Below are 20,474 nucleotides of genomic sequence, written 5' to 3' on the forward strand. Positions count from 1 at the left end.
GAGCAGCCTCGGCTGCTCTTTTGCTTTATGAGAGAACACCCATGACCGCCGCCAAAAACCGCATTCTCGAGCTACGCGCTGAACTCGATCAACACAACTACCGTTATCACGTTCTCGACGAGCCGAGCATTCCGGACGCCGAGTACGACCGGTTGTTCCACGAGCTCAAGGCGCTGGAAGCGGCCAATCCGGAACTGATCACCAGCGATTCGCCGACACAGCGCGTCGGCAGCGTGGCGCTGACCGCGTTCACTCAGGTGCGTCACGAAGTGCCGATGCTCAGTCTCGGCAACGCCTTCGAAGAAACCGACATGCGCGAGTTTGATCGCCGCGTCACCGAAGGTCTGGATCTGCCGGCGGGCGATCTGTTCGGCGGCAGTGCGGCGGTGGAATACAGCTGCGAGCCGAAACTCGATGGCCTGGCGGTCAGCCTGCTTTATCAGGACGGCGTGCTGGTGCGCGGCGCCACGCGCGGCGACGGCACCACTGGCGAAGACATCAGCGTCAACGTACGTACCGTGCGCAACATCCCGCTGAAGCTGCACGGCGAAGGCTGGCCGGCGACCCTCGAAGTGCGCGGTGAAGTGTTCATGTCCAAGGCCGGTTTCGAGCGTCTCAACGCCTCGCAACTGGAAGTCGGCGGCAAGACCTTCGCCAACCCGCGCAACGCCGCCGCCGGCAGCTTGCGTCAGCTCGATTCGAAGATCACCGCTAACCGTCCGCTGGAATTCTGCTGCTACGGCATCGGCCAGGTCTCCCACGATATTGCCGACACGCACATCGGCAACCTCAAGCAATTGCAGACATGGGGCATGCCGATCAGTCACGAACTGAAACTGGCCAAGGGCATCGACGAATGCCTCGATTACTACCGCGACATCGGCGCGCGCCGTAACTCGCTGACCTATGAAATCGACGGCGTGGTGTTCAAGGTCAACAGCATTGCCGACCAGCGCGAGCTGGGCTTCCGCGCCCGCGAACCGCGTTGGGCGATCGCGCATAAATTCCCGGCGATGGAAGAACTCACCGAGCTGCTCGACGTCGAGTTTCAAGTCGGTCGTACCGGCGCTGTCACCCCGGTCGCTCGTTTGAAACCGGTCAAGGTCGCCGGTGTCACCGTGGCCAACGCCACGCTGCACAATATGGATGAAGTCGCGCGTCTGGGCCTGATGATCGGCGACACCGTGATCATTCGCCGCGCCGGTGATGTGATTCCGCAAGTGGTCCAGGTGGTTCTGGAACGTCGTCCGGAAAACGCACGGCCGGTGGCGATTCCCGAGAGCTGCCCGGTCTGCGGTTCCCACGTCGAACGCACGCAACTGATCAAACGCAGCAAAGGCAAGGAAACCGTCAGCGAAGGCGCGGTGTATCGCTGCGTCGGGCGTCTTGCCTGTGGCGCGCAACTGAAGCAGGCGATTATTCACTTCGTCTCGCGTCGCGCGATGGACATTGAAGGCCTGGGCGACAAGAGCGTCGAGCAATTGGTCGACGAAGGTCTGGTCAGTTCGCCGGCCGATCTGTATGCCCTGAAGTTCGATGACATTGTCGATCTGGAAGGCTTTGCCGAAGTCTCCAGCAACAAGCTGCTGGCGGCGATTGAAGACAGCAAGAAGCCGGGGCTGGCGCGCTTCATCTATGCGCTGGGCATTCCCGATGTCGGCGAGGAGACGGCCAAGGTGCTGGCGCGCTCGCTGGGTTCGCTGGAGCGTGTGCAGCAGGCGCTGCCGCAAGTGCTGACTTACCTGCCGGACGTCGGGCTGGAAGTGGCGCACGAGATTCACAGCTTCTTTGAAGATGCGCATAACCAGCAGGTGATTGCCGAGTTGCTGGGGCATGGTTTGCAGATTCAGGATCAGGGTGAGCTGGGCGCCGAGTTTGCCGCCAGCACGACGCTGGGTGGCTTCCTCGACAAACTGCACATTCCTTCGGTCGGCCCCGGTGGCGCGCAGAAACTGGCGGACAAATTCGGTTCGCTGGAAGCGGTGATGAATGCTGACTGGCTGGACATGCGTCAGGCGTTGCCGGAGAAACAGGCGAATTCGGTGCGCGAGTTTTTTGCACTGCCTGAGAACCGGCAACTGGCTGAGGCCTCCGAGAAGCAACTGCGTGATTTCGGCATGCATTGGCAGAGCGAGAAGAAAGTCGTCGAAGGTTTGCCGCTGTCCGGCGAGACCTGGGTGCTGACCGGCAAGGTCGAGTTGATGAGCCGTGATGTCGCCAAGGAGCATCTGGAAAGCCTGGGGGCGAAAGTCGCAGGTTCGGTGTCGGCGAAGACCCATTGTGTGGTCGCAGGGCCCGGCGCTGGCTCCAAACTGACCAAGGCCAATGAGCTGGGTGTGAAGGTGATGGACGAAGAAACCTTCATCGCCTTCCTGAAAACCCACGGTATCTCCGCCTGAGTGATCGTTCCCACGCTCCTGCGTGGGAATGCCGCCCCGGACGCTCCGCGTCCGTTGTGACGCAGAGCGTCACTGGATGCATTTCCGCGCAGAGCGTGGGAACGATCATCGCGCGAGAATGATCTAGTCTTGGCAAGCCCCAGGGAGAGATCGCCATGCACCGTTTTTTCGAGCAGCTCAGTTCCCGCATCATCGCGCCGTTCATGGGCGAATCTTCACGCAACAGCAAAGTCTGGCCTTGCCGCTGCGGCCAGTCGCTGTTCTTTCGCAACAGCCAGTGCTTGGCCTGTAACGCATTGCTCGGTTATCAACCCGAAGAAAGCCGCGTCACTTCGCTGCAGCCGGGGCCGTACGAAGGCACCTGGACGCTCGACGCCGATCCCGACTCGGGATTGTTCCGCCGCTGCGCCAACCTCGACACAGCCGCCGCGTGCAACTGGCTGCTGCCGGCCAACGACCACGACAGCCTGTGTGTCGCTTGCAGCCTCAACCGCACCATCCCCGACCTCTCTGACCCGGATAACCCCGAACGCTGGCGCAAAGTCGAAATTGCCAAGCGCCGCCTCGTTGCGCAACTGATCACCCTCGGCTTGCAGGTCATCCCGAAAACCGTGGATGAAGACACCGGTCTGGCATTCGATTTCATCGGCGTCGACCTCGAAGGCAATGCCCCCATGACCGGCCACGCCAACGGCCTGATCACCCTCGACATCAAAGAGGCTGACGACGCGCACCGCGAGCAGGTGAGGGCGGCGATGCACGAACCGTATCGCACGCTGCTCGGGCATTTTCGTCATGAGGTTGGCCACTATTACTGGGATCGCCTGATCGCCGATGGTCCATGGCTCGGCTCATTCCGCAGTCTGTTCGGCGACGAGCGCGCCAGTTACGCCGAGGCGCTGGATCGCCATTATCAACAAGGCGCACCGCTGGACTGGCCGCAGCACTACGTCAGCGCCTACGCAACCATGCATCCGTGGGAAGACTGGGCGGAAACCTGGGCGCATTACCTGCACATGATGGACGCTGTAGACACCGCACTGGGCTTCGGCATGAGCGCGCGGGAAATGGATTTCGACTATCAGCCGTTTCCGACCAGCACGCTGTATGACCCGGAGCATCCCGGCGGCGAGGCGTTTCTGTCGTTCGTCAACGCGTGGATCGAACTGGCCGGCATGCTCAATGAGTTGTCACGCAGCATGGGCCAGCCGGATTTCTACCCGTTCGTGCTGCCGGCGGCGGCGATTGCCAAGCTGCACTTCATTCATCTGGTGATCCAGCAGGCGGGCGGCCGGGCGGATGAGGTTCTGGCTTTGTAAGAGCTGTCGCAGGCTGCGATCTTTATGTCCTTGAACCCGTTCATATTTTTAATCTGCAACCAACGGTTGTAACTTCGTCTCAGATAGGTACAATGGCGCGGCTCGCCGACAGGCAAGCGTCGTTATGGTGACCCCATCGGTCCCCCCGCAACGATTACCCGTGAACCTGGTCAGAGCCGGAAGGCAGCAGCCACAGCGGGAACATTGTGTGCCGGGGTGTGGCTGGTGGGGTTACCACCTTAACGAACAATCGAACGCTTCAACCAGAACTGCATGGGTTTCGCCCACTGCGGTTTTTTTGTGCCTGCGATTTGGTCAGCACCCTGAGTTAACTGTGGGAGCGAGCCTGCTCGCGAAGGCGTCAGACTTGCCAGAGATGAGTTGACTGAGACACCGCTTTCGCGAGCAGGCTCGCTCCCACAGGGGTTATGGGGTGTTTTCAGAACTGCCGGTATAGAGGCGGATAATCTCATCAATCTCCCCCGACATTTTCATCCGCAACAACGTGCGCAAGATCCGCTGCACCGGCACTTTCGGATCATTCCTCACATAGCAGCCGACTTTCTGCTCCTGCAACACAGCGACACCTTGCAGTTGCTGCGCGGGCATCAATCGCTGATTGAACCAGTCCAGCGTCCACTGATTGCTCACCGCATATCGATAACGCCCGGCCAGCAGTTTCTCCAGCACCTGCTCCTGATTGCGCGCATCTTCGCGTTGCAGTCGATCAGCGTCGAACAGTGGTTGCAGAGTGGGGTAGGTGTAGCCCAGAACGGTGCCGATGGACTGGCGGGGCAGGTGCGCGGGATCTGCGTTGGCTGACTGATCCTTGCGGCTGATCAACAGATCGCGCTGGAAGAACAACGGCAGACTCCAGATGTAGTCCCCCGACTGATTCGGCAGCCACGACTGCGCGGCATAGCAGCGCACGTCGATCTCGCCATGCTCCATCGCGGACTGCACGCGGGCGCGGGGCAGGACGTGAAACTCGGCCGGTACGCCGACCTGCGTGGCCAGGCTGAGCATCAGATCGTAAAGGATGCCCTGGGTCGGGCGGCCGCGTTCATATTGCACCATCGGCATCGCCCAGCTGTCGGGCATGGCTAAGCGCAACGGGGGTTCCGCTGCCGTCACATTCAAGCTGATTCCCAGCAACGCCCCCACGGCCCACCGCATAAACGCTCCGGTAATTCCCGATCCCGAGCCGATAAAAGCCTCTGCTGATGCAGCTTAGCCATATTAGACGAGGACACCGGATGCAATTTTGCCCTTGCTCCGCTAGCATTAGCCGCTTCTGCTTCCTTCGCTGCGACGGTTTTCGATGAGTTATCAGGTTCTTGCACGTAAATGGCGTCCGCGCTCGTTCCGCGAAATGGTCGGCCAGACCCATGTGCTCAAGGCTCTGATCAATGCCTTGGACAGCCAGCGGCTGCACCACGCGTACCTGTTTACCGGTACGCGTGGGGTGGGTAAAACCACGATTGCGCGGATCATTGCCAAATGCCTGAACTGTGAGACAGGTATCACTTCCAGCCCCTGCGGCGAGTGCTCGGTGTGCCGTGAAATCGATGAAGGTCGCTTCGTCGACCTGATCGAGATCGACGCCGCGAGCCGCACCAAGGTCGAAGACACCCGTGAACTGCTCGACAACGTGCAGTACGCGCCGAGCCGTGGGCGCTTCAAGGTCTACCTGATCGACGAAGTGCACATGCTTTCCAGCCATTCCTTCAATGCGCTGCTGAAAACCCTCGAAGAGCCGCCGCCGTACGTCAAGTTCATCCTCGCGACCACTGACCCGCAGAAACTTCCGGCAACGATTTTGTCGCGCTGCCTGCAGTTCTCGCTGAAGAACATGACGCCGGAGCGTGTGGTCGAGCATTTGACCCACGTCCTGACCGCCGAAAACGTGCCGTTCGAAGACGATGCACTGTGGCTGCTGGGTCGCGCCGCTGACGGTTCGATGCGTGACGCCATGAGCCTGACCGATCAGGCCATCGCCTTCGGTGAAGGCAAGGTGCTCGCTACCGACGTGCGGGCGATGCTCGGGACGCTCGATCACGGTCAGGTCTATGACGTCCTGCATTCGTTGATCGAAGGCGACGCCAAGGCGTTGCTCGAAGCTGTGCGGCACTTGGCTGAGCAAGGCCCGGACTGGAACGGCGTGCTCTCGGAAATTCTCAACGTATTGCACCGGGTGGCCATCGCTCAGGCGTTGCCGGAAGGCGTCGACAACGGGCATGGCGACCGCGATCGCGTGCTGGCATTGGCGCAGGCCTTGCCGGCCGAAGATGTGCAGTTCTATTACCAGATGGGCCTGATCGGTCGGCGAGATTTACCGCTGGCGCCGGATCCGCGCGGTGGTTTCGAAATGGTCCTGCTGCGGATGCTCGCCTTCCGGCCCGCCGATACCGCGGATGCCCCGAGGCAACCGCTAAAGCCAGTGGGGATCAGCCAGGCCACAGTTGATTCCGCAAACTCCGTGGCTGCCGCGCCTAAGCCTGCGCCGGTAGTTGCTGCGGCTGCTGCGCCGGCTCCCGTTTCAGCGCCGGCGCCCGTCGCTGCACCCGCGCAGGCTCCCGCGCCTGCGCCGGTTGCGCCCGTTGCCGCGCCAGAACCTGAACCTGCGCCTGTCGTCGCCGAAGCCGTCGTCGATCTGCCGTGGAATGACCCGGTAGAGCCCGAGGCGGAGCCTGAGCCCGAACCCGCGCAGCAACCAGCCGTCGAGCCCGTGCTGGAAACCACCGCCGAGCAACCCGAGTTGCCGCCGATGCCGTTGCCGACCCCGGACAGCGTCGTTCCAGAGGCGCCTGAGTGGGCCGCCGCACCGATCCCCGAGCCGTCGGTCGCCGACGTCGATGCCGCCACACCGGGCATCGACATGGACGACGAGCCACCGCTGGACGAGGACTACATCGAACCGGACATGGATTCGGCGTACAGCTACCTCGACGAACTGGCCATCGAACACGCCGCTGAACCGGCCCCGGAACCCGAGCCAGAACCGGCTGCGGCGCCGGCAACAGGTCTGGCGTTGCAATGGCTGGAACTGTTCCCGAAACTGCCGATCTCCGGCATGACCGGCAGCATCGCCGCCAACTGCACATTGATCGCGGTAGATGGCGATCATTGGCTGATGCACCTCGACCCGGCGCACAGTGCACTGTTCAACGCCACGCAGCAGCGGCGTCTGAACGACGCGTTGAACCAGTTCCACGGTCGCACGCTGAGCCTGACCATCGAACTGATCAAGCCCGAGCAGGAGACCCCGGCCCAGGCCGCATCCCGTCGCCGCGCCAACCGTCAGCGCGAGGCGGAGGAATCGATCCACGGTGATCCGTTCATCCAGCAGATGGTTCAGCAGTTCGGCGCGGTCGTGCGGCACGATACTATTGAACCTGTCGATGCCTTGGTCGCCCAAGGCTAATAACTGAAGGTGCCCGGCCACGCTGGCCGGGCGCTGTTTTGATCCAAGTACTTTGAGGTGATTCCCATGATGAAAGGTGGCATGGCCGGCCTGATGAAGCAGGCGCAGCAGATGCAGGAAAAAATGGCCAAGATGCAGGAAGAACTGGCCAACGCCGAAGTCACCGGTAAGGCCGGCGGCGATATGGTCACCGTGGTGATGACCGGTCGTCACGACGTCAAAAGCGTGAGCATCGACCCGAGCCTGGTTGAAGGCATGAGCGAAGATGACAAAGAAATGCTGGAAGCGGTCATCGCCTCCGCCGTCAACGACGCTGTGCGCAAGATCGAAAAAAACAGCCAGGACAAAATGGGCAACATGACCGCCGGCATGAACCTGCCAGCCGGTATGAAACTGCCATTCTGATTCGCCAATCGGCGACAGTTGAGCTACACAAAATGCCAGGCATTGCGCCTGGCATTTTTGTTTCTGGCCCTTGGAGGTGTGGTGTCTTTGAGGCCGTCTTCGCGAGCAGGCTCGCTCCCACCTTTGGAATGCATTCCCCAGTGGGAGCGAGCCTGCTCGCGAATGAATTCACCTCGGTACAACTGAATAAACATCGAACGCGCAAAAGCCACAACGGTCTGCTCCCTATACCCGCTGAATTCACTATTCACAGGAGACGCTGACATGTCCGACCCTCTCACCCTCAATCAACGTTTCGTCCTCGCCTCACGCCCGGTCGGTGCGCCGACCCCGGAAAACTTCCGCCTCGAACGCGAAGCGCTGCCGGATCTTGCGGACGGCGAGGTGCTGCTGAAAACCCTGTACCTGTCCCTCGACCCCTACATGCGCGGGCGCATGAGTGACGCGCCGTCCTACGCCGCGCCGGTGCAAATCGGCGAAGTGATGACCGGTGGCGCTGTCAGCCGTGTCGAGGACTCACGTCATCCGAAGTTTCATAAAGGCGATCTGGTGGTCGGCGCCACCGGTTGGCAGAGCCACAGCATCAGCGACGGCCGCAACATCATTCCGATCCCGTCCGGGCTGCCGAGCCCTTCGATGGCCCTGGGTGTGTTGGGCATGCCGGGCATGACCGCGTACATGGGCCTGATGGACATCGGTCAGCCGAAAGAAGGTGAAACCCTCGTTGTCGCTGCGGCTTCCGGCGCGGTGGGCTCGGTGGTCGGCCAGGTGGCGAAGATCAAAGGCCTGCGCGCCGTCGGTGTGGCCGGCGGTGCCGACAAATGCAAGTACGTGGTCGAAGAGCTGGGTTTCGATGCCTGCATCGATCACAAGGCGCCCGATTTTGCTGAGCAATTGGCCAAGGCCTGCCCCGATGGCATCGACATCTATTACGAGAACGTCGGTGGTCATGTATTCGATGCGGTGGTGCCGCTGCTCAATCCCAAGGCGCGTATCCCGCTGTGCGGTCTGATCGCCGGTTATAACGCCTCCGAAGCGCCGCAAGGCCCGGATCGTCTGCCAATGCTGCAACGCACACTGCTGACCAAACGCGTGCGGATTCAGGGCTTCATCGTGTTCGACGACTACGGCGATCGCCAGCCGGAATTCATCAGCCACATGGTGCCGTGGGTACGCGAAGGCAAGGTCAAGTTCCGCGAGGACGTGGTCGATGGCCTGGAGCAGGCGCCCGAGGCGTTTATCGGGTTACTGGAGGGGCGCAACTTCGGCAAACTGGTGGTGAAGGTCGCCCAGGATTGAGTATTTGACGCTGGCCAGAGGCGCGGGTATAAACCGCGTCTCGTTGTTTTGTCGGACTTTTTACCCATGAGCTTCAGCCCTTTGATTCGCCAACTGATCGACGCGCTGCGCACCTTGCCAGGCGTGGGTCAGAAAACCGCCCAGCGCATGGCGTTGCAGTTGCTCGAGCGTGACCGCAGTGGCGGTTTGCGTCTGGCCCAGGCCCTGAGCCAGGCCATGGAAGGGGTCGGCCACTGCCGTCAGTGCCGCACGCTGACCGAAGACGACCTGTGCCCGCAATGCGCCGATACCCGCCGTGACGACACGTTACTCTGCGTGGTGGAAGGGCCGATGGATGTGTATGCGGTCGAGCAGACCGGTTTCCGTGGTCGCTACTTTGTGCTCAAGGGGCATTTGTCGCCGCTCGATGGTCTCGGGCCTGAGGCGATCGGTATCCCGCAGTTGATGACGCGGATCGAAGAGGCGGGCACGTTTACCGAAGTCATTCTCGCAACCAACCCGACCGTGGAAGGTGAAGCGACGGCGCATTACATCGCGCAACTGCTGAGCAACAAAGGCTTGATCGCTTCGCGGATCGCCCACGGCGTGCCGTTGGGTGGCGAGCTGGAGCTGGTCGATGGCGGCACGCTGGCGCATTCGTTTGCCGGGCGTAAACCGATCTCCCTCTAAGTTATGCGGCGTCTGAACTGACGCCTTCGCGAGCAAGCTCGCTCCCACATTGGTTTTGTGTCGTTCACAAATCCCCTGTGGGAGCGAGCTTGCTCGCGAATGGCGCGACTCGGTTTTGCTGATTCACACAATCCTGTTGAAAACCAAGCAAGCGCTCGGTTAAGTTCGGCGAACCCTTCCGTGGAGCTCGCCCATGCCTGTCTTTCAGGAATACTTCGACCCCAGCCATCAATTGGTCCGCGACAGCGTCAGACGTTTCGTCGAACGCGAGATCCTGCCGGACATCGACCAGTGGGAAGAAGCCGAAAGCTTCCCCCGCGAGCTGTACCTGAAGGCTGGCGCGGCGGGCATCCTCGGTATCGGTTACCCGGAAGCGCTGGGTGGCAGTCATGAAGGCGATCTGTTCGCCAAGGTCGCCGCCAGTGAAGAGCTGATGCGCTGCGGCTCTGGCGGGCTTGTGGCCGGGCTGGGCTCGCTGGATATCGGCCTGCCGCCGATCGTCAAATGGGCGCGCCCTGACGTGCGTGACCGCGTCGTGCCGCAAGTGCTCAGCGGCGAGAAAATCAGCGCCCTGGCCGTTACCGAGCCCGGTGGCGGTTCCGACGTCGCCAACCTGCAAACCCGCGCCGTGCGTGACGGTGACTTCTACCGGGTAAGCGGCAGCAAAACCTTTATCACCAGCGGCGTGCGCGCCGATTTCTACACCGTCGCGGTGCGCACCGGTGCGCCGGGGTTTGGCGGCATCAGCCTGTTGCTGATCGAAAAGGGCACCCCGGGCTTCACCGCTGGCCGCCCGTTGAAAAAAATGGGCTGGTGGGCGTCGGACACCGCCGAGTTGTTCTTCGACGACTGCCGCGTGCCTGTCGGTAACTTGATCGGCGCCGAGAACATGGGCTTCGCCTGCATCATGGGCAACTTCCAGAGTGAACGGCTGGCGTTGGCGTTGATGGCGAACATGACGGCGCAACTGGCGTTGGAGCAGAGCCTGAAATGGGCGCGTGAGCGTGAGGCGTTTGGCAAGCCGATCGGCAAGTTTCAGGTGATCAAACATCGCCTCGCGGAGATGGCCACGGCGCTGGAGGTCTCGCGGGAATTCACTTACCGGCAAGCGGCGAAAATGGCGGCGGGGCAGAGTGTGATCAAGGAGATTTCGATGGCGAAGAACTTTGCCACGGACACCTCGGACCGGATCACCACTGAGGCGGTGCAGATTCTTGGCGGGCTAGGCTATATGCGCGAGAGTCTGGTGGAACGGCTGTATCGGGATAACCGCATTCTGTCGATTGGCGGCGGGACGCGGGAGGTGATGAACGAGATCATCAGCAAGCAGATGGGGCTTTAGGTTTTGCAGTGAGGCTGCCGGCCACTTCGCGAGCAAGCTCGCTCCCACAGGGGAACGCATTCCAACTAATGTGGGAGCGAGCTTGCTCGCGAAAGCGTCCGGAAGGGCGCTACTTACTTATCGGTCAACGCAAACTGCGTCAGGCAGAAAGTCGGGATGCCCATGTCCTCAAGGCGCTGCGAACCTTGCAGCTCCGGCAGATCAATGATCGCTGCCGCTTCATGCACCCGCGCGCCCATGCGGCGAATCAGGTTGGCCGCGGCAATCAGCGTGCCGCCCGTGGCGATCAAATCATCGAACATCACCACCGAATCGCCTTCGCACAGGCTGTCGGCGTGCACTTCCAGGAACGCTTCGCCGTATTCGGTCGCGTAACCTTCGGCCAGCACGTCCGCCGGCAGTTTGCCTTGTTTGCGGAACAGCACCAGCGGCTTGTTCAACTGGTAAGCCAGCACCGACCCGATCAGGAAGCCACGGGCATCCATCGCGCCGATGTGGGTGAAGTCTGCTTCAACATAGCGGTGGGCGAAGCTGTCCATCACCAGGCGCAGGGCCGTTGGCGACTGGAACAGCGGGGTGATGTCGCGAAAGATCACGCCCGGTTTCGGGAAATCGATCACGGGGCGGATCAGGGATTTGATGTCGAAGGAGTCGAAGACCATCGTCGAGGTGTCCTGGCAGGGCTGCAAACGGCGCAGTATACCCGCGGCTGAAACGGTTCGCTCAACCGCGGATCGGCATTAACCTTCGAGTGAGCCACCGGCCAGCGCGCACAGCTGGATCGGGTCGAGGATGTGAATCTCCTTGCCCTCGGCGGCGATCAGCTCGTTTTGCTGGAAGCGCGTGAATACGCGCGACACAGTTTCCACGGCCAGACCGAGGTAGTTACCGATTTCGTTACGGGACATTGCCAGGCGGAACTGGTTGGCCGAAAAACCGCGAGCGCGGAAGCGGGCGGACAGGTTGACCAGGAACGTGGCGATGCGCTCGTCAGCGGTTTTCTTCGACAGCAGCAACATCATCTGTTGGTCGTCGCGGATTTCGCGGCTCATCACGCGCATCAACTGGCGACGCAGCTGCGGCAGTTGCAGGGCCAGTTCATCGAGGCGTTCAAAGGGTATTTCGCAGACCGAGGTGGTTTCCAGCGCCTGGGCCGACACCGGGTGTTTCTCGGTGTCCATGCCGGACAGGCCGACCAGTTCGCTCGGCAGGTGGAAACCGGTGAGCTGTTCTTCGCCGCTGTCGCTCAGGCTGAAGGTCTTCAGGGCGCCGGAGCGTACTGCATAGACGGAATCGAACGTGTCGCCCTGGCGGAACAGGAACTCGCCCTTTTTCAGCGGGCGGCCGCGTTTAACGATTTCGTCCAGCGCATCCATGTCTTCCAGATTCAGAGAAAGTGGCAGGCAGAGAGGGGCCAGGCTGCAATCCTTGCAATGGGCCTGGTTGTGAGCGCGCAGTTTAACTGGCTCGGACATTTCTTAGATCCTTGTGGGAAAACACACATAAGCCGTAAGGGTAACCCACGGGAGGACATTCAGGCCAGTCTGGGGCGACTTTGCCCTATAGCCATAAAGCCACAGGGCCAGCAGCCGATAAACAGGTATCAAAGTGCGTACAAGGAACGATTCGATGGCCGCCATTGGCACGCTGGGCCCCGGTAGCAGCGACGTTGCGGCAGTGCCGGAAACGTTTAAGACAGTGTCTGGCAATGCACGCGATCCAGGCTCGACCGAAGAGGCAACCCCGACCTTGGTCGAGGGCGTCAAAGTGTCGCTGTCCGGTGCGTCGATCGAAAAATCCGCCGGTGTCGGTGGTGAAAACAGCGACATCGACGACAGTGGGCTGCCAGAGAACATCCAGCAATTGCTGAAGATGATCCGCAAGTTGCAAAAACAGATTGCCGAAAAAAAAGCGCTCATCGAAGCGGTCATGGCCGACAAGCGCCTTTCCAACGAAGAAAAGATCAACAAGGTCGCGGCTCTGCGCGGCGCCATCGCCGCGTTGAATACGGGTCTGATCACCGCCAACCTGGCCTTGTCCAAAGTGGTGGGGCAGTCGGGCCTGACGGCGGATCAGAATATGAAAGTCGGTTCGCTGCTGATGAAAAACTAAATCACCCGCGAGAAACGCTGACGGTTCTGCTGTTCCAGATACGCATCGAACACCATGCACACCGAACGCACCAGCAGCCGTCCCGCCGGCAACACTTCAATCCGCTCGCGATCCAGTTCGATCAAACCATCGCTGGCCATGCCTTGCAGTTGCGGCCACAGCGCGCCGAAGTAACCCTGAAAGTCGATGTTGAACTGTTGCTCGATTTCGGCGAATTCCAGGCTGAAGTTGCAGATCAGTTGCTGGATCACCGCTCGGCGCAAGCGATCATCGGCGTTGCACACCAGGCCCCGGCTGGTCGCCAGTTGTGCGGCGGCGAGGGTGTTCTGGTACTCGTTGAGATCGCTGCTGTTCTGACAGTACAGGTCGCCGATCTGGCTGATCGCGGAAACCCCCAGACCAATCAGATCGCAATGACCGTGTGTGGTGTAACCCTGGAAGTTGCGTTGCAGGGTTTCCTCTTCCTGGGCAATCGCCAGTTCATCGTCGGGCAGGGCGAAGTGATCCATGCCGATGTAGCGGTAGCCGGCGGCGGTCAGTTGTTCGATGGTGCGCTCAAGCATTTCCAGCTTCTGCGCCGGGCTCGGCAAGTCGTTGGCATTGATCCGCCGTTGCGGCATGAAGCGCTCCGGCAGGTGCGCGTAATTGAACACCGAGAGCCGGTCCGGTTGCAGACTGATGACTTCATCGACAGTGCGGGCGAAGTTGTCCGGGGTCTGCTTGGGCAAACCATAGATCAGATCGATGTTGATCGAGCGAAATTGCAAAGTACGTGCAGCGTCGATCACCGCGCGAGTTTCTTCCAGGCTCTGCAGGCGATTGACCGCCCGCTGCACCGCCGGATCGAGGTCTTGCAGGCCGATGCTGACCCGGTTGAAGCCGAGTTCGCGCAGCAGGCCCATGGTCGACCAGTCGGCTTCGCGCGGGTCGATCTCGATACCGTAGTCGCCGGAGTCGTCGTCCAGCAGATTGAAATGCTTGCGCAGGTGCGCCATTAGCTGACGCAGTTCGTCGTGGCTGAGAAAGGTCGGTGTCCCGCCGCCAAAGTGCAGTTGCTCGACTTTCTGCGCGGGGTCGAGGTGGCAGGCGATCAACTGGATCTCCTGCTCCAGCCGCTGCAGATAGGGCTGCGCGCGACCGCGATCCTTGGTGATGACTTTGTTGCAGGCGCAGTAGTAGCAAATGTTTGCGCAGAACGGCACATGCAGGTACAGCGACAACGGGCGCAGGGCCTTACGGCTGTCGCGCAGGGCATGGAACAGGTCGAAGGTGCCGACCTGACTGTGAAATTGCACGGCCGTCGGATAGGAGGTGTAGCGCGGCCCCGCCAAGTCGTAGCGGCGGATCAGATCAGAGTCCCAACGAATGGCGTCGAGCATGCGGGCATTCCCCCGGATAGGCTGGCAGTGTGGCGAGTCTATCGGGGGGCGGCGATGGGGCTGTTGATTTGCATCAACGGGGGAGGAGGTGTGTTGATCATGCAGGCCTCTTCGCGAGCAAGCTCGCTCCCACAGATTTTGTGTACGCCTCAAATCCCCTGTGGGAGCGAGCTTGCTCGCGAAGGCCGCGCCGCCGATCTAATGGCCCATCAACCAATGTTGATGCGGCCCCGGCAATGTCCAGATGCCAAACAGAATTACCAGCAACCCACCAGCCATGCGCACGCTGCGTTTGCGCAAAATGGCGGTGACGCGTTCTGCCGCGAGGCCCGTGGCGAGTAGCACCGGCCAGGTCCCGAGCCCAAAGGCGAGCATCAACAACGCGCTGTCCAGCGCATTGCCCTGACTCGCCGACCACAACAACGTGCTGTAAACCAGTCCGCACGGCAGCCAGCCCCACAATGCGCCAAGCAATAGCGCGCGAGGCAGACTCGACACCGGCAGCAAGCGATTGGCGACGGGTTGAATGTAGCGCCACAGCCCGCGCCCCAAACTTTCAATGCGCGTCAACCCGCTCCACCAGCCGGCCAGATACAAACCCATGGCAATCAGCAACAACCCGGCCAACACACGCATGAACAGCGCCGCCGGACTGTTCGCCACCGCCCACCCCGCGAGCCCGATCAGCAAGCCCGCCGTGGCATAACTGAGAATTCGCCCAAGGTTATACGCCAGCAGCAAACGAAAGCGGCGGCTGCGCTGTTCCTTGGGAATCGCCAGGGTCAGCGCGCCCATCAAACCGCCGCACATGCCCAGACAATGACCGCCACCGAGCAAGCCGAGGATCAATGCCGATACCAGCAAGGGCGCCAGTTCAAGCATGGGGTGGGGCCTTGTCGTCCGGTTTGTTGGGGTTGGCTTCGTCCACCGCCGCCGTGTGGTTCGGATCCTGATCGTCGAAGAGGATGCTGTGCGCCGGGCCGTCGAGGTCGTCGTACTGACCGCTGTCCACCGCCCAGAAAAAGATGTACACGGCGATGGCCACGATCAGCAGGGCGGCCGGAATCATCACGTAGAGAGCTGGCATCGGTACTCCAGGCGCCCGCGCGGCTCAGGCCGGCAGCGGGCGGGTTTGCGAGCGGGTGCTGGCGGGCGGCGGACTCGGCAGGCGAGTCAGGCGCAGGGCATTAAGCACCACGGTCAACGAACTGATCGACATGCCGACGGCGGCCCACACCGGAGTGATCCAGCCGAGGGCGGCGAACGGCAACATGAGGCCATTGTACAGCGCGGCCCACAGCAGGTTCTCGATGATTACCCGCCGGGTGCGGCGCGCCAGGGTGAAGGCTTGGACCAAGGCGTCGAGGCGGTTGGACAGCAGCACAGCGTCGGCGCTGGTTTTCGCCAGATCGGTGGCCGAACCCATAGCCACGCTGATGTCCGCCGCGGCGAGCACCGGCACATCGTTGACGCCGTCACCGAGCATCAGCACTTTGCGACCTTCCTTGTGCAGCTGTTGCAGCACTTGCAGTTTGTCGTCCGGGCGCAGGCCACCGCGCGCCTCATCAATGCCCAGTTCGGCCGCCACACTGGCGACCATCGGCGAGCTGTCGCCGGACAACAGCAATGTGCGCCAGCCGCGTGCCTTGCAAGCGGCGAGCAGCGCGGGCGCGTCGTCACGCAAGCGATCGTCGAGGACGAACCACGCCAGTGGCCTTTGAGTGTCGCCGAGCAGCAACCATTGGCCGGCCTCGTCCGGCATCGACGGTGTTGCAGTGCCGCTGAGGGCGCCGACAAATTCCGCCTGGCCGATGCGCAAGCGCTGTCCGCCGACCAACCCCTCGAGGCCAAGCCCCGGCGTGCTGTGGACTTCGTCAGCGGCCAGCGGCGCACGGCCGAAGGCGCGGGCAATCGGGTGTTCCGAACGGTTTTCCAAGGCGGCGGCAAGGCTCAGACATTGATCACTGTCGAGCGCCGCGAGTGGACGAATCGAGCGCAGCACCAGCCGGCCTTCGGTGAGGGTGCCGGTCTTGTCGAAAATCACCGTGTCGATCTGATTCAGGCCTTCCAGCACATGGCCACGGGTCAGCAGCAAGCCGAGTTTGTGCAGGGTGCCGGTGGCGGCAGTGAGCGCGGTCGGTGTCGCCAGCGACAGTGCGCACGGACAGGTGGCGACCAGCATGGCGAGGACGATCCAGAATGCGCGCGACGAATCCAGCTCCCACCACAGCAGGCCGATGGCCGCTGCGGCGATCAGCGATAGCAGCAAAAACCATTGCGCGGCGCGGTCGGCGATTTCTGCCAGTCGCGGTTTTTCCGCCTGGGCGCGGTCGAGCAGGCGAACGATGGCTGACAGGCGCGTGTCCTGTCCCAGTGCCTGAACTTCCACGGTCAGCGCGCCTTCAACGTTGAGCGTGCCGGCGGTCACCGCATCGCCCGGCATGCGGGGTTGCGGCAGGTATTCACCGGTGAGCAGCGATTCGTCGATGCTCGACTGGCCGTCGATGATTCTGCCATCTGCCGGCAGAATCGAGCCTGCCTGTACCAGAATCCGCTCACCGAGGCGTAGCTCGCTGAGCAGGATGCGTTCGCTCTGGCCGGCGGAATCAAGGCGCAGGCAAGAGGCAGGCAACAGATTGACCAATTGCGCGGTGGCGGCGGCTGTGCGCTCGCGGGCACGACGTTCCAGATAGCGACCGGCGAGCAGAAACAAAGCGAACATGCCGACTGCGTCGAAGTACAACTCGCCGACCCCGGTGATCGAGGTCCAGATCCCGGCAATGTAGGCACTGCCGATCGCCAGCGACACCGAAACATCCATGGTCAGGTGGCGCGTGCGCAGATCGCGCATTGCACCTTTGAAGAACGGCGCGCAACTGTAGAACACAATCGGCGTGGTCAGGAACAGCGCGACCCAGCGCAGGATCGTGTGCAGCTCGGGGCTGAGGTCGATGTTGAATTCCGGCCAGGTGGCCATGGTCGCCATCATCGCCTGGAACCACAGCAGTCCAGCCACGCCGAGTTGACGCAGGGCCAGGCGGTTTTCGCTGGCCAGTTGTTCGCTGGCGCGGTCGGCCTGATACGGATGTGCGGCGTAACCGATGTGGCGCAGTTCGGCGAGGATCTGGCTCAGCGGTAACCGCGCGTCGGCCCAGCGCACGTGCAAACGATGGTTGGACAAATTCAAGCGTGCTTCGGCCACGGCGGGCAGCGTGCGCAGGTGTTTCTCGATCAGCCAGCCACACGCGGCGCAACTGATGCCTTCCATCAGCAGGGTGGTTTCGGCCAGTTCGCCTTCGTGGCGGACAAAGGGTTGCTGCACATCGGGGCGGTCGTACAGCGCCAGTTCGTCGGTCAGTTGCACCGGCAATGCTTCGGGGTTGGCGGAAGCTTCGCTGCGGTGTTGGTAATAGCTTTCCAGACCGCCGGCGACGATGGCTTCGGCCACGGCCTGACAGCCCGGGCAGCAGAATTCGCGGGATTGCCCGAGCACGACGGCGGTGAAGCGGCTGCCGGCAGGGACGGGCAGGGCGCAGTGGTAGCAGGGGAGTGGGGTGGTCATGGCATCGTTGAGGGGGTAAACCCTTGCATTGGAGTTGTCCGCTTGCCCTCACCCCAGCCCTCTCTCGGGGGGAGAGGGAGCCGATCGGTGTGAGACTGGATTTTCACTGTCATACACAAAACGTGCAAACGCTCGAGATCAGTCCCCTCACCCTCTGGGAGAGGGCTAGGGTGAGGGGCTTCTGATCTTGGCTTATTTGTTCAGGTCTTCCGCACCTTGCAGCGGCTCATCACCGAGCAGCAGATCCTTGTCATGGCTCACCAGCTCTTCTTCGAACATGCGCCAGACGTGATCATCCTGACTGCCGAGCAATTCGACAAACCGGCGACCTTCGACCTTGTCACCCAATTGACCAATATAACGCCCGGTTTCGGTCTCGCTGCGTGTCAGAACGATCTTGCGATCCTTCTCCGGCTGCGTCGGTGAAATCAGGTTCAATTCCAGCGTCTTCGGCTGGCTGTCACCGCTCAGGCGCAGATCGACTTCACCGGTCACGTCATCCAGATGCACAGCCGCGCGCATCTTCAGATTCTGCGCCAACAATTCACGGTCGAGCGAACGGTTGATACCTTTGCCAGCCTCGTAATAGTTGTCGTTGACGAGGTTGTCCGGGTTGTTCACCGCAATGGTCACCATCGACAGCGTCAGGGTCACCGAACAGGCCAGAATCCCGATGATGATCCATGGCCAAAGGTGCTTGTACCAGGGACTTGCGGCGTTTGCTGCGGGCATGTTCAGTTCTCTCAACGGATTTGTGGGCCGATGAATCGGCTCTTGGCTTCAACGTGGACGCTGTCGTCATCGGCGTCCTTGAGGAGGAATTTCACCTCGTTGGTGCTCGATGGCAGTTGTTCCGGTGCGCTCGACAACTCGACCGGCATGCTGACGATGTCGCCGGCCGCGACCTTGATCTCACGTTTGCCTTGCAGGCGCAGATCCGGCAAACCGGCGGCTTCCAGCACGTAAGTGTGATCGCGCTGGTCCTTGTTCATGATCTTCAGGCTGTAGACGTTTTCGATCCGGCCTTCAGCGTTTTCGCGGTACAGCACACGGTCCTTGCTGACGTCGAAACCGACCAGCGAGCGCATGAAGAACGCGGTAACCAACAGGCTGATCATCGCCAGCAACACCACGGCATAGCCGATCAGGCGTGGCCGCAGTTTATGGGTTTTCTGCCCGGACAGGTTGTGTTCGGTGGTGTAGCTGATCAGCCCGCGCGGGTAATCCATTTTGTCCATGATGCTGTCGCAGGCATCGATGCACGCCGCGCAGCCGATACACTCGATTTGCAGCCCGTCACGGATGTCGATGCCGGTCGGGCAGACCTGCACGCACATAGTGCAGTCGATGCAATCACCCAGGCCCTGGGCTTTGTAATCAATACCTTTCTTGCGCGGGCCACGGCTTTCGCCGCGACGCGGGTCGTAAGAGACGATCAGCGTGTCCTTGTCGAACATTACGCTCTGGAAGCGCGCATACGGACACATGTAAATGCACACTTGCTCGCGCAGCCAACCGGCGTTGCCGTAGGTGGCGAGGGTGAAGAAACCGACCCAGAAGTAAGACCAGCCATCCGCCTGGCCGGTGAAGAACTCGAAGACCAGTTCGCGGATCGGCGAGAAGTAGCCGACGAAGGTCATGCCGGTCACAAAGCCGATCAACAGCCACATCGAATGTTTGGCGGCTTTGCGCAGGAATTTGTTGGCACTCATCGGCGCCTTGTCGAGCTTGATGCGCTGGTTGCGGTCGCCTTCAGTGACCTTCTCGCACCACATGAAAATCCACGTCCACACACTTTGCGGGCAGGTGTAACCGCACCAGACGCGCCCGGCATACACGGTGATAAAGAACAGGCCGAACGCGGCAATGATCAACAGGCCCGACAGCAGGATGAAATCCTGCGGCCAGAAGGTCGCGCCAAAGATGAAGAACTTGCGCTCGGGCAGGTTCCACCACACGGCCTGATGACCGCCCCAGTTCAGCCACACCGTGCCGAAATACAGCAGGAACAAGGCGGCGCCGCCCATTATTCGCAGATTGCGGAACAGGCCGGTGAAAGCGCGGGTGTAGATTTTTTCTCGAGAGGCGTAAAGGTCAACGCTGTTGTTCGCGTTTTTGCTTGGTGGTGTGACGTCGTGTACCGGAATCTGGTTGCTCATCATTGCATCCCACGGCAGTGGAAAAATGCCTCGGTCGATACGTGCCGACCGGGGTCAAAAAGGGGTGTTGCAGTGGCGCAATGATACGCCGGTCGCTCTGGGTCAAGGGTGCGACCTTTGGTCGCGTTGGGTAAAAAACCTGAATGGTGTAGCGAATGCAGCAAAACCTGATGCAGGTCAATTGACTTGTTGAGTATGGACGGTTTTGCCGTGCCGGCTAATCCATTGCGTCAGGGGATGGTCGTTTCGAAGCCATTGCCTTCGCACGCTCAAAAAATGGGGAGGGCACGCACGGTGCGGTCTTCAGGCTTCAACGGCAACCGTTGCTGATGAATGTTTAAAAAATTAATTTCACACATGTAGCAGGTTTACTGCGACTGAAATATATCTAATTGATTGTTCTTC

General features: G+C 61.1%; 17 protein-coding genes and 1 other RNA gene. 9 read left to right on the forward strand and 9 right to left on the reverse strand.

Going from position 1 to position 20,474, the window contains the following annotated elements; all coding sequences use genetic code 11:
• Positions 1-41: 41 nt before the first annotated feature.
• From ligA to ffs, 3 genes are all read left to right on the forward strand, one after another.
• Positions 42-2,399: an NAD-dependent DNA ligase LigA gene (gene ligA / locus ACZ0A4_RS04365; RefSeq protein WP_463573211.1), complete on the forward strand. Its 2,358-nt coding sequence runs from the start codon at positions 42-44 to the stop codon at positions 2,397-2,399.
• Between the two features lie 155 nt (positions 2,400-2,554).
• On the forward strand, positions 2,555-3,718 hold the full coding sequence (locus ACZ0A4_RS04370; protein ID WP_463573213.1) for a zinc-binding metallopeptidase family protein: 1,164 nt from the start codon (positions 2,555-2,557) through the stop codon (positions 3,716-3,718).
• 134 nt (positions 3,719-3,852) lie between these two features.
• Positions 3,853-3,949, forward strand: an RNA gene (gene ffs, locus ACZ0A4_RS04375) — signal recognition particle sRNA small type.
• A gap of 195 nt (positions 3,950-4,144) precedes the next feature.
• On the opposite strand, the gene ACZ0A4_RS04380 is transcribed toward ffs, so the two are convergent.
• Positions 4,145-4,894, reverse strand: coding sequence for a substrate-binding periplasmic protein (locus tag ACZ0A4_RS04380; RefSeq protein ID WP_463573215.1), 750 nt, complete (start codon positions 4,892-4,894; stop codon positions 4,145-4,147).
• A 145-nt stretch (positions 4,895-5,039) separates the two neighbouring features.
• Between ACZ0A4_RS04380 and dnaX the strand changes: the two genes are divergently transcribed.
• The 5 genes from dnaX (at position 5,040) to ACZ0A4_RS04405 (ending at position 10,857) form a co-directional block, all read left to right on the forward strand.
• Entirely contained in the window at positions 5,040-7,142 is a 2,103-nt protein-coding gene (dnaX, locus tag ACZ0A4_RS04385; RefSeq protein WP_463573217.1) for a DNA polymerase III subunit gamma/tau, read from the forward strand.
• Between the two features lie 66 nt (positions 7,143-7,208).
• A complete protein-coding gene (locus tag ACZ0A4_RS04390; protein ID WP_016984747.1) occupies positions 7,209-7,547 on the forward strand; it encodes a YbaB/EbfC family nucleoid-associated protein in 339 nt (112 codons plus the stop codon).
• Positions 7,548-7,811: 264 nt separating this feature from the next.
• Positions 7,812-8,846 (forward strand): NADP-dependent oxidoreductase, encoded by a 1,035-nt coding sequence (locus tag ACZ0A4_RS04395; protein ID WP_463573219.1) that lies wholly within the window; start codon positions 7,812-7,814, stop codon positions 8,844-8,846.
• A 66-nt stretch (positions 8,847-8,912) separates the two neighbouring features.
• Entirely contained in the window at positions 8,913-9,515 is a 603-nt protein-coding gene (gene recR, locus ACZ0A4_RS04400) for a recombination mediator RecR (protein WP_064116893.1), read from the forward strand.
• A 193-nt stretch (positions 9,516-9,708) separates the two neighbouring features.
• The gene (locus ACZ0A4_RS04405; RefSeq protein WP_463573222.1) at positions 9,709-10,857 is read left to right on the forward strand and encodes an acyl-CoA dehydrogenase family protein; all 1,149 of its coding nucleotides are present in this window, start codon (positions 9,709-9,711) and stop codon (positions 10,855-10,857) included.
• Positions 10,858-10,970: 113 nt separating this feature from the next.
• Here ACZ0A4_RS04405 and ACZ0A4_RS04410 read toward each other — a convergent pair whose 3' ends face one another.
• Complete coding sequence (locus ACZ0A4_RS04410) at positions 10,971-11,519, reverse strand: adenine phosphoribosyltransferase (RefSeq protein WP_007918333.1); 549 nt, start codon at positions 11,517-11,519, stop codon at positions 10,971-10,973.
• Between the two features lie 78 nt (positions 11,520-11,597).
• Entirely contained in the window at positions 11,598-12,332 is a 735-nt protein-coding gene (gene fnr, locus ACZ0A4_RS04415; RefSeq protein WP_141129035.1) for a fumarate/nitrate reduction transcriptional regulator Fnr, read from the reverse strand.
• A gap of 154 nt (positions 12,333-12,486) precedes the next feature.
• Here fnr and ACZ0A4_RS04420 point away from each other — a divergent pair, with 154 nt between their 5' ends.
• Positions 12,487-12,969 (forward strand): hypothetical protein, encoded by a 483-nt coding sequence (locus tag ACZ0A4_RS04420; protein WP_463573224.1) that lies wholly within the window; start codon positions 12,487-12,489, stop codon positions 12,967-12,969.
• Here the strand turns inward: ACZ0A4_RS04420 and hemN are convergent.
• The 6 genes from hemN to ccoG all read right to left on the reverse strand — a co-directional run bounded on the left by hemN (position 12,966) and on the right by ccoG (position 20,069).
• Positions 12,966-14,348, reverse strand: coding sequence for an oxygen-independent coproporphyrinogen III oxidase (gene hemN / locus ACZ0A4_RS04425; RefSeq protein WP_463573226.1), 1,383 nt, complete (start codon positions 14,346-14,348; stop codon positions 12,966-12,968). The two genes, ACZ0A4_RS04420 and hemN, sit on opposite strands and share 4 nt — an antisense overlap.
• 198 nt (positions 14,349-14,546) lie before the next feature.
• On the reverse strand, positions 14,547-15,230 hold the full coding sequence (locus tag ACZ0A4_RS04430) for a sulfite exporter TauE/SafE family protein (protein WP_016984739.1): 684 nt from the start codon (positions 15,228-15,230) through the stop codon (positions 14,547-14,549).
• Entirely contained in the window at positions 15,223-15,435 is a 213-nt protein-coding gene (gene ccoS / locus ACZ0A4_RS04435; RefSeq protein WP_016984738.1) for a cbb3-type cytochrome oxidase assembly protein CcoS, read from the reverse strand. Before ccoS ends, ACZ0A4_RS04430 begins: the two co-directional genes overlap by 8 nt.
• A gap of 24 nt (positions 15,436-15,459) precedes the next feature.
• The gene (locus ACZ0A4_RS04440) at positions 15,460-17,910 is read right to left on the reverse strand and encodes a heavy metal translocating P-type ATPase (protein WP_463573229.1); all 2,451 of its coding nucleotides are present in this window, start codon (positions 17,908-17,910) and stop codon (positions 15,460-15,462) included.
• Positions 17,911-18,102: 192 nt separating this feature from the next.
• Positions 18,103-18,642: a FixH family protein gene (locus ACZ0A4_RS04445; protein WP_463573231.1), complete on the reverse strand. Its 540-nt coding sequence runs from the start codon at positions 18,640-18,642 to the stop codon at positions 18,103-18,105.
• A gap of 11 nt (positions 18,643-18,653) precedes the next feature.
• Entirely contained in the window at positions 18,654-20,069 is a 1,416-nt protein-coding gene (gene ccoG, locus ACZ0A4_RS04450) for a cytochrome c oxidase accessory protein CcoG (RefSeq protein WP_463573233.1), read from the reverse strand.
• Positions 20,070-20,474: the final 405 nt, after the last annotated feature.

Source organism: Pseudomonas sp. AC172 (genome assembly GCF_979258595.1).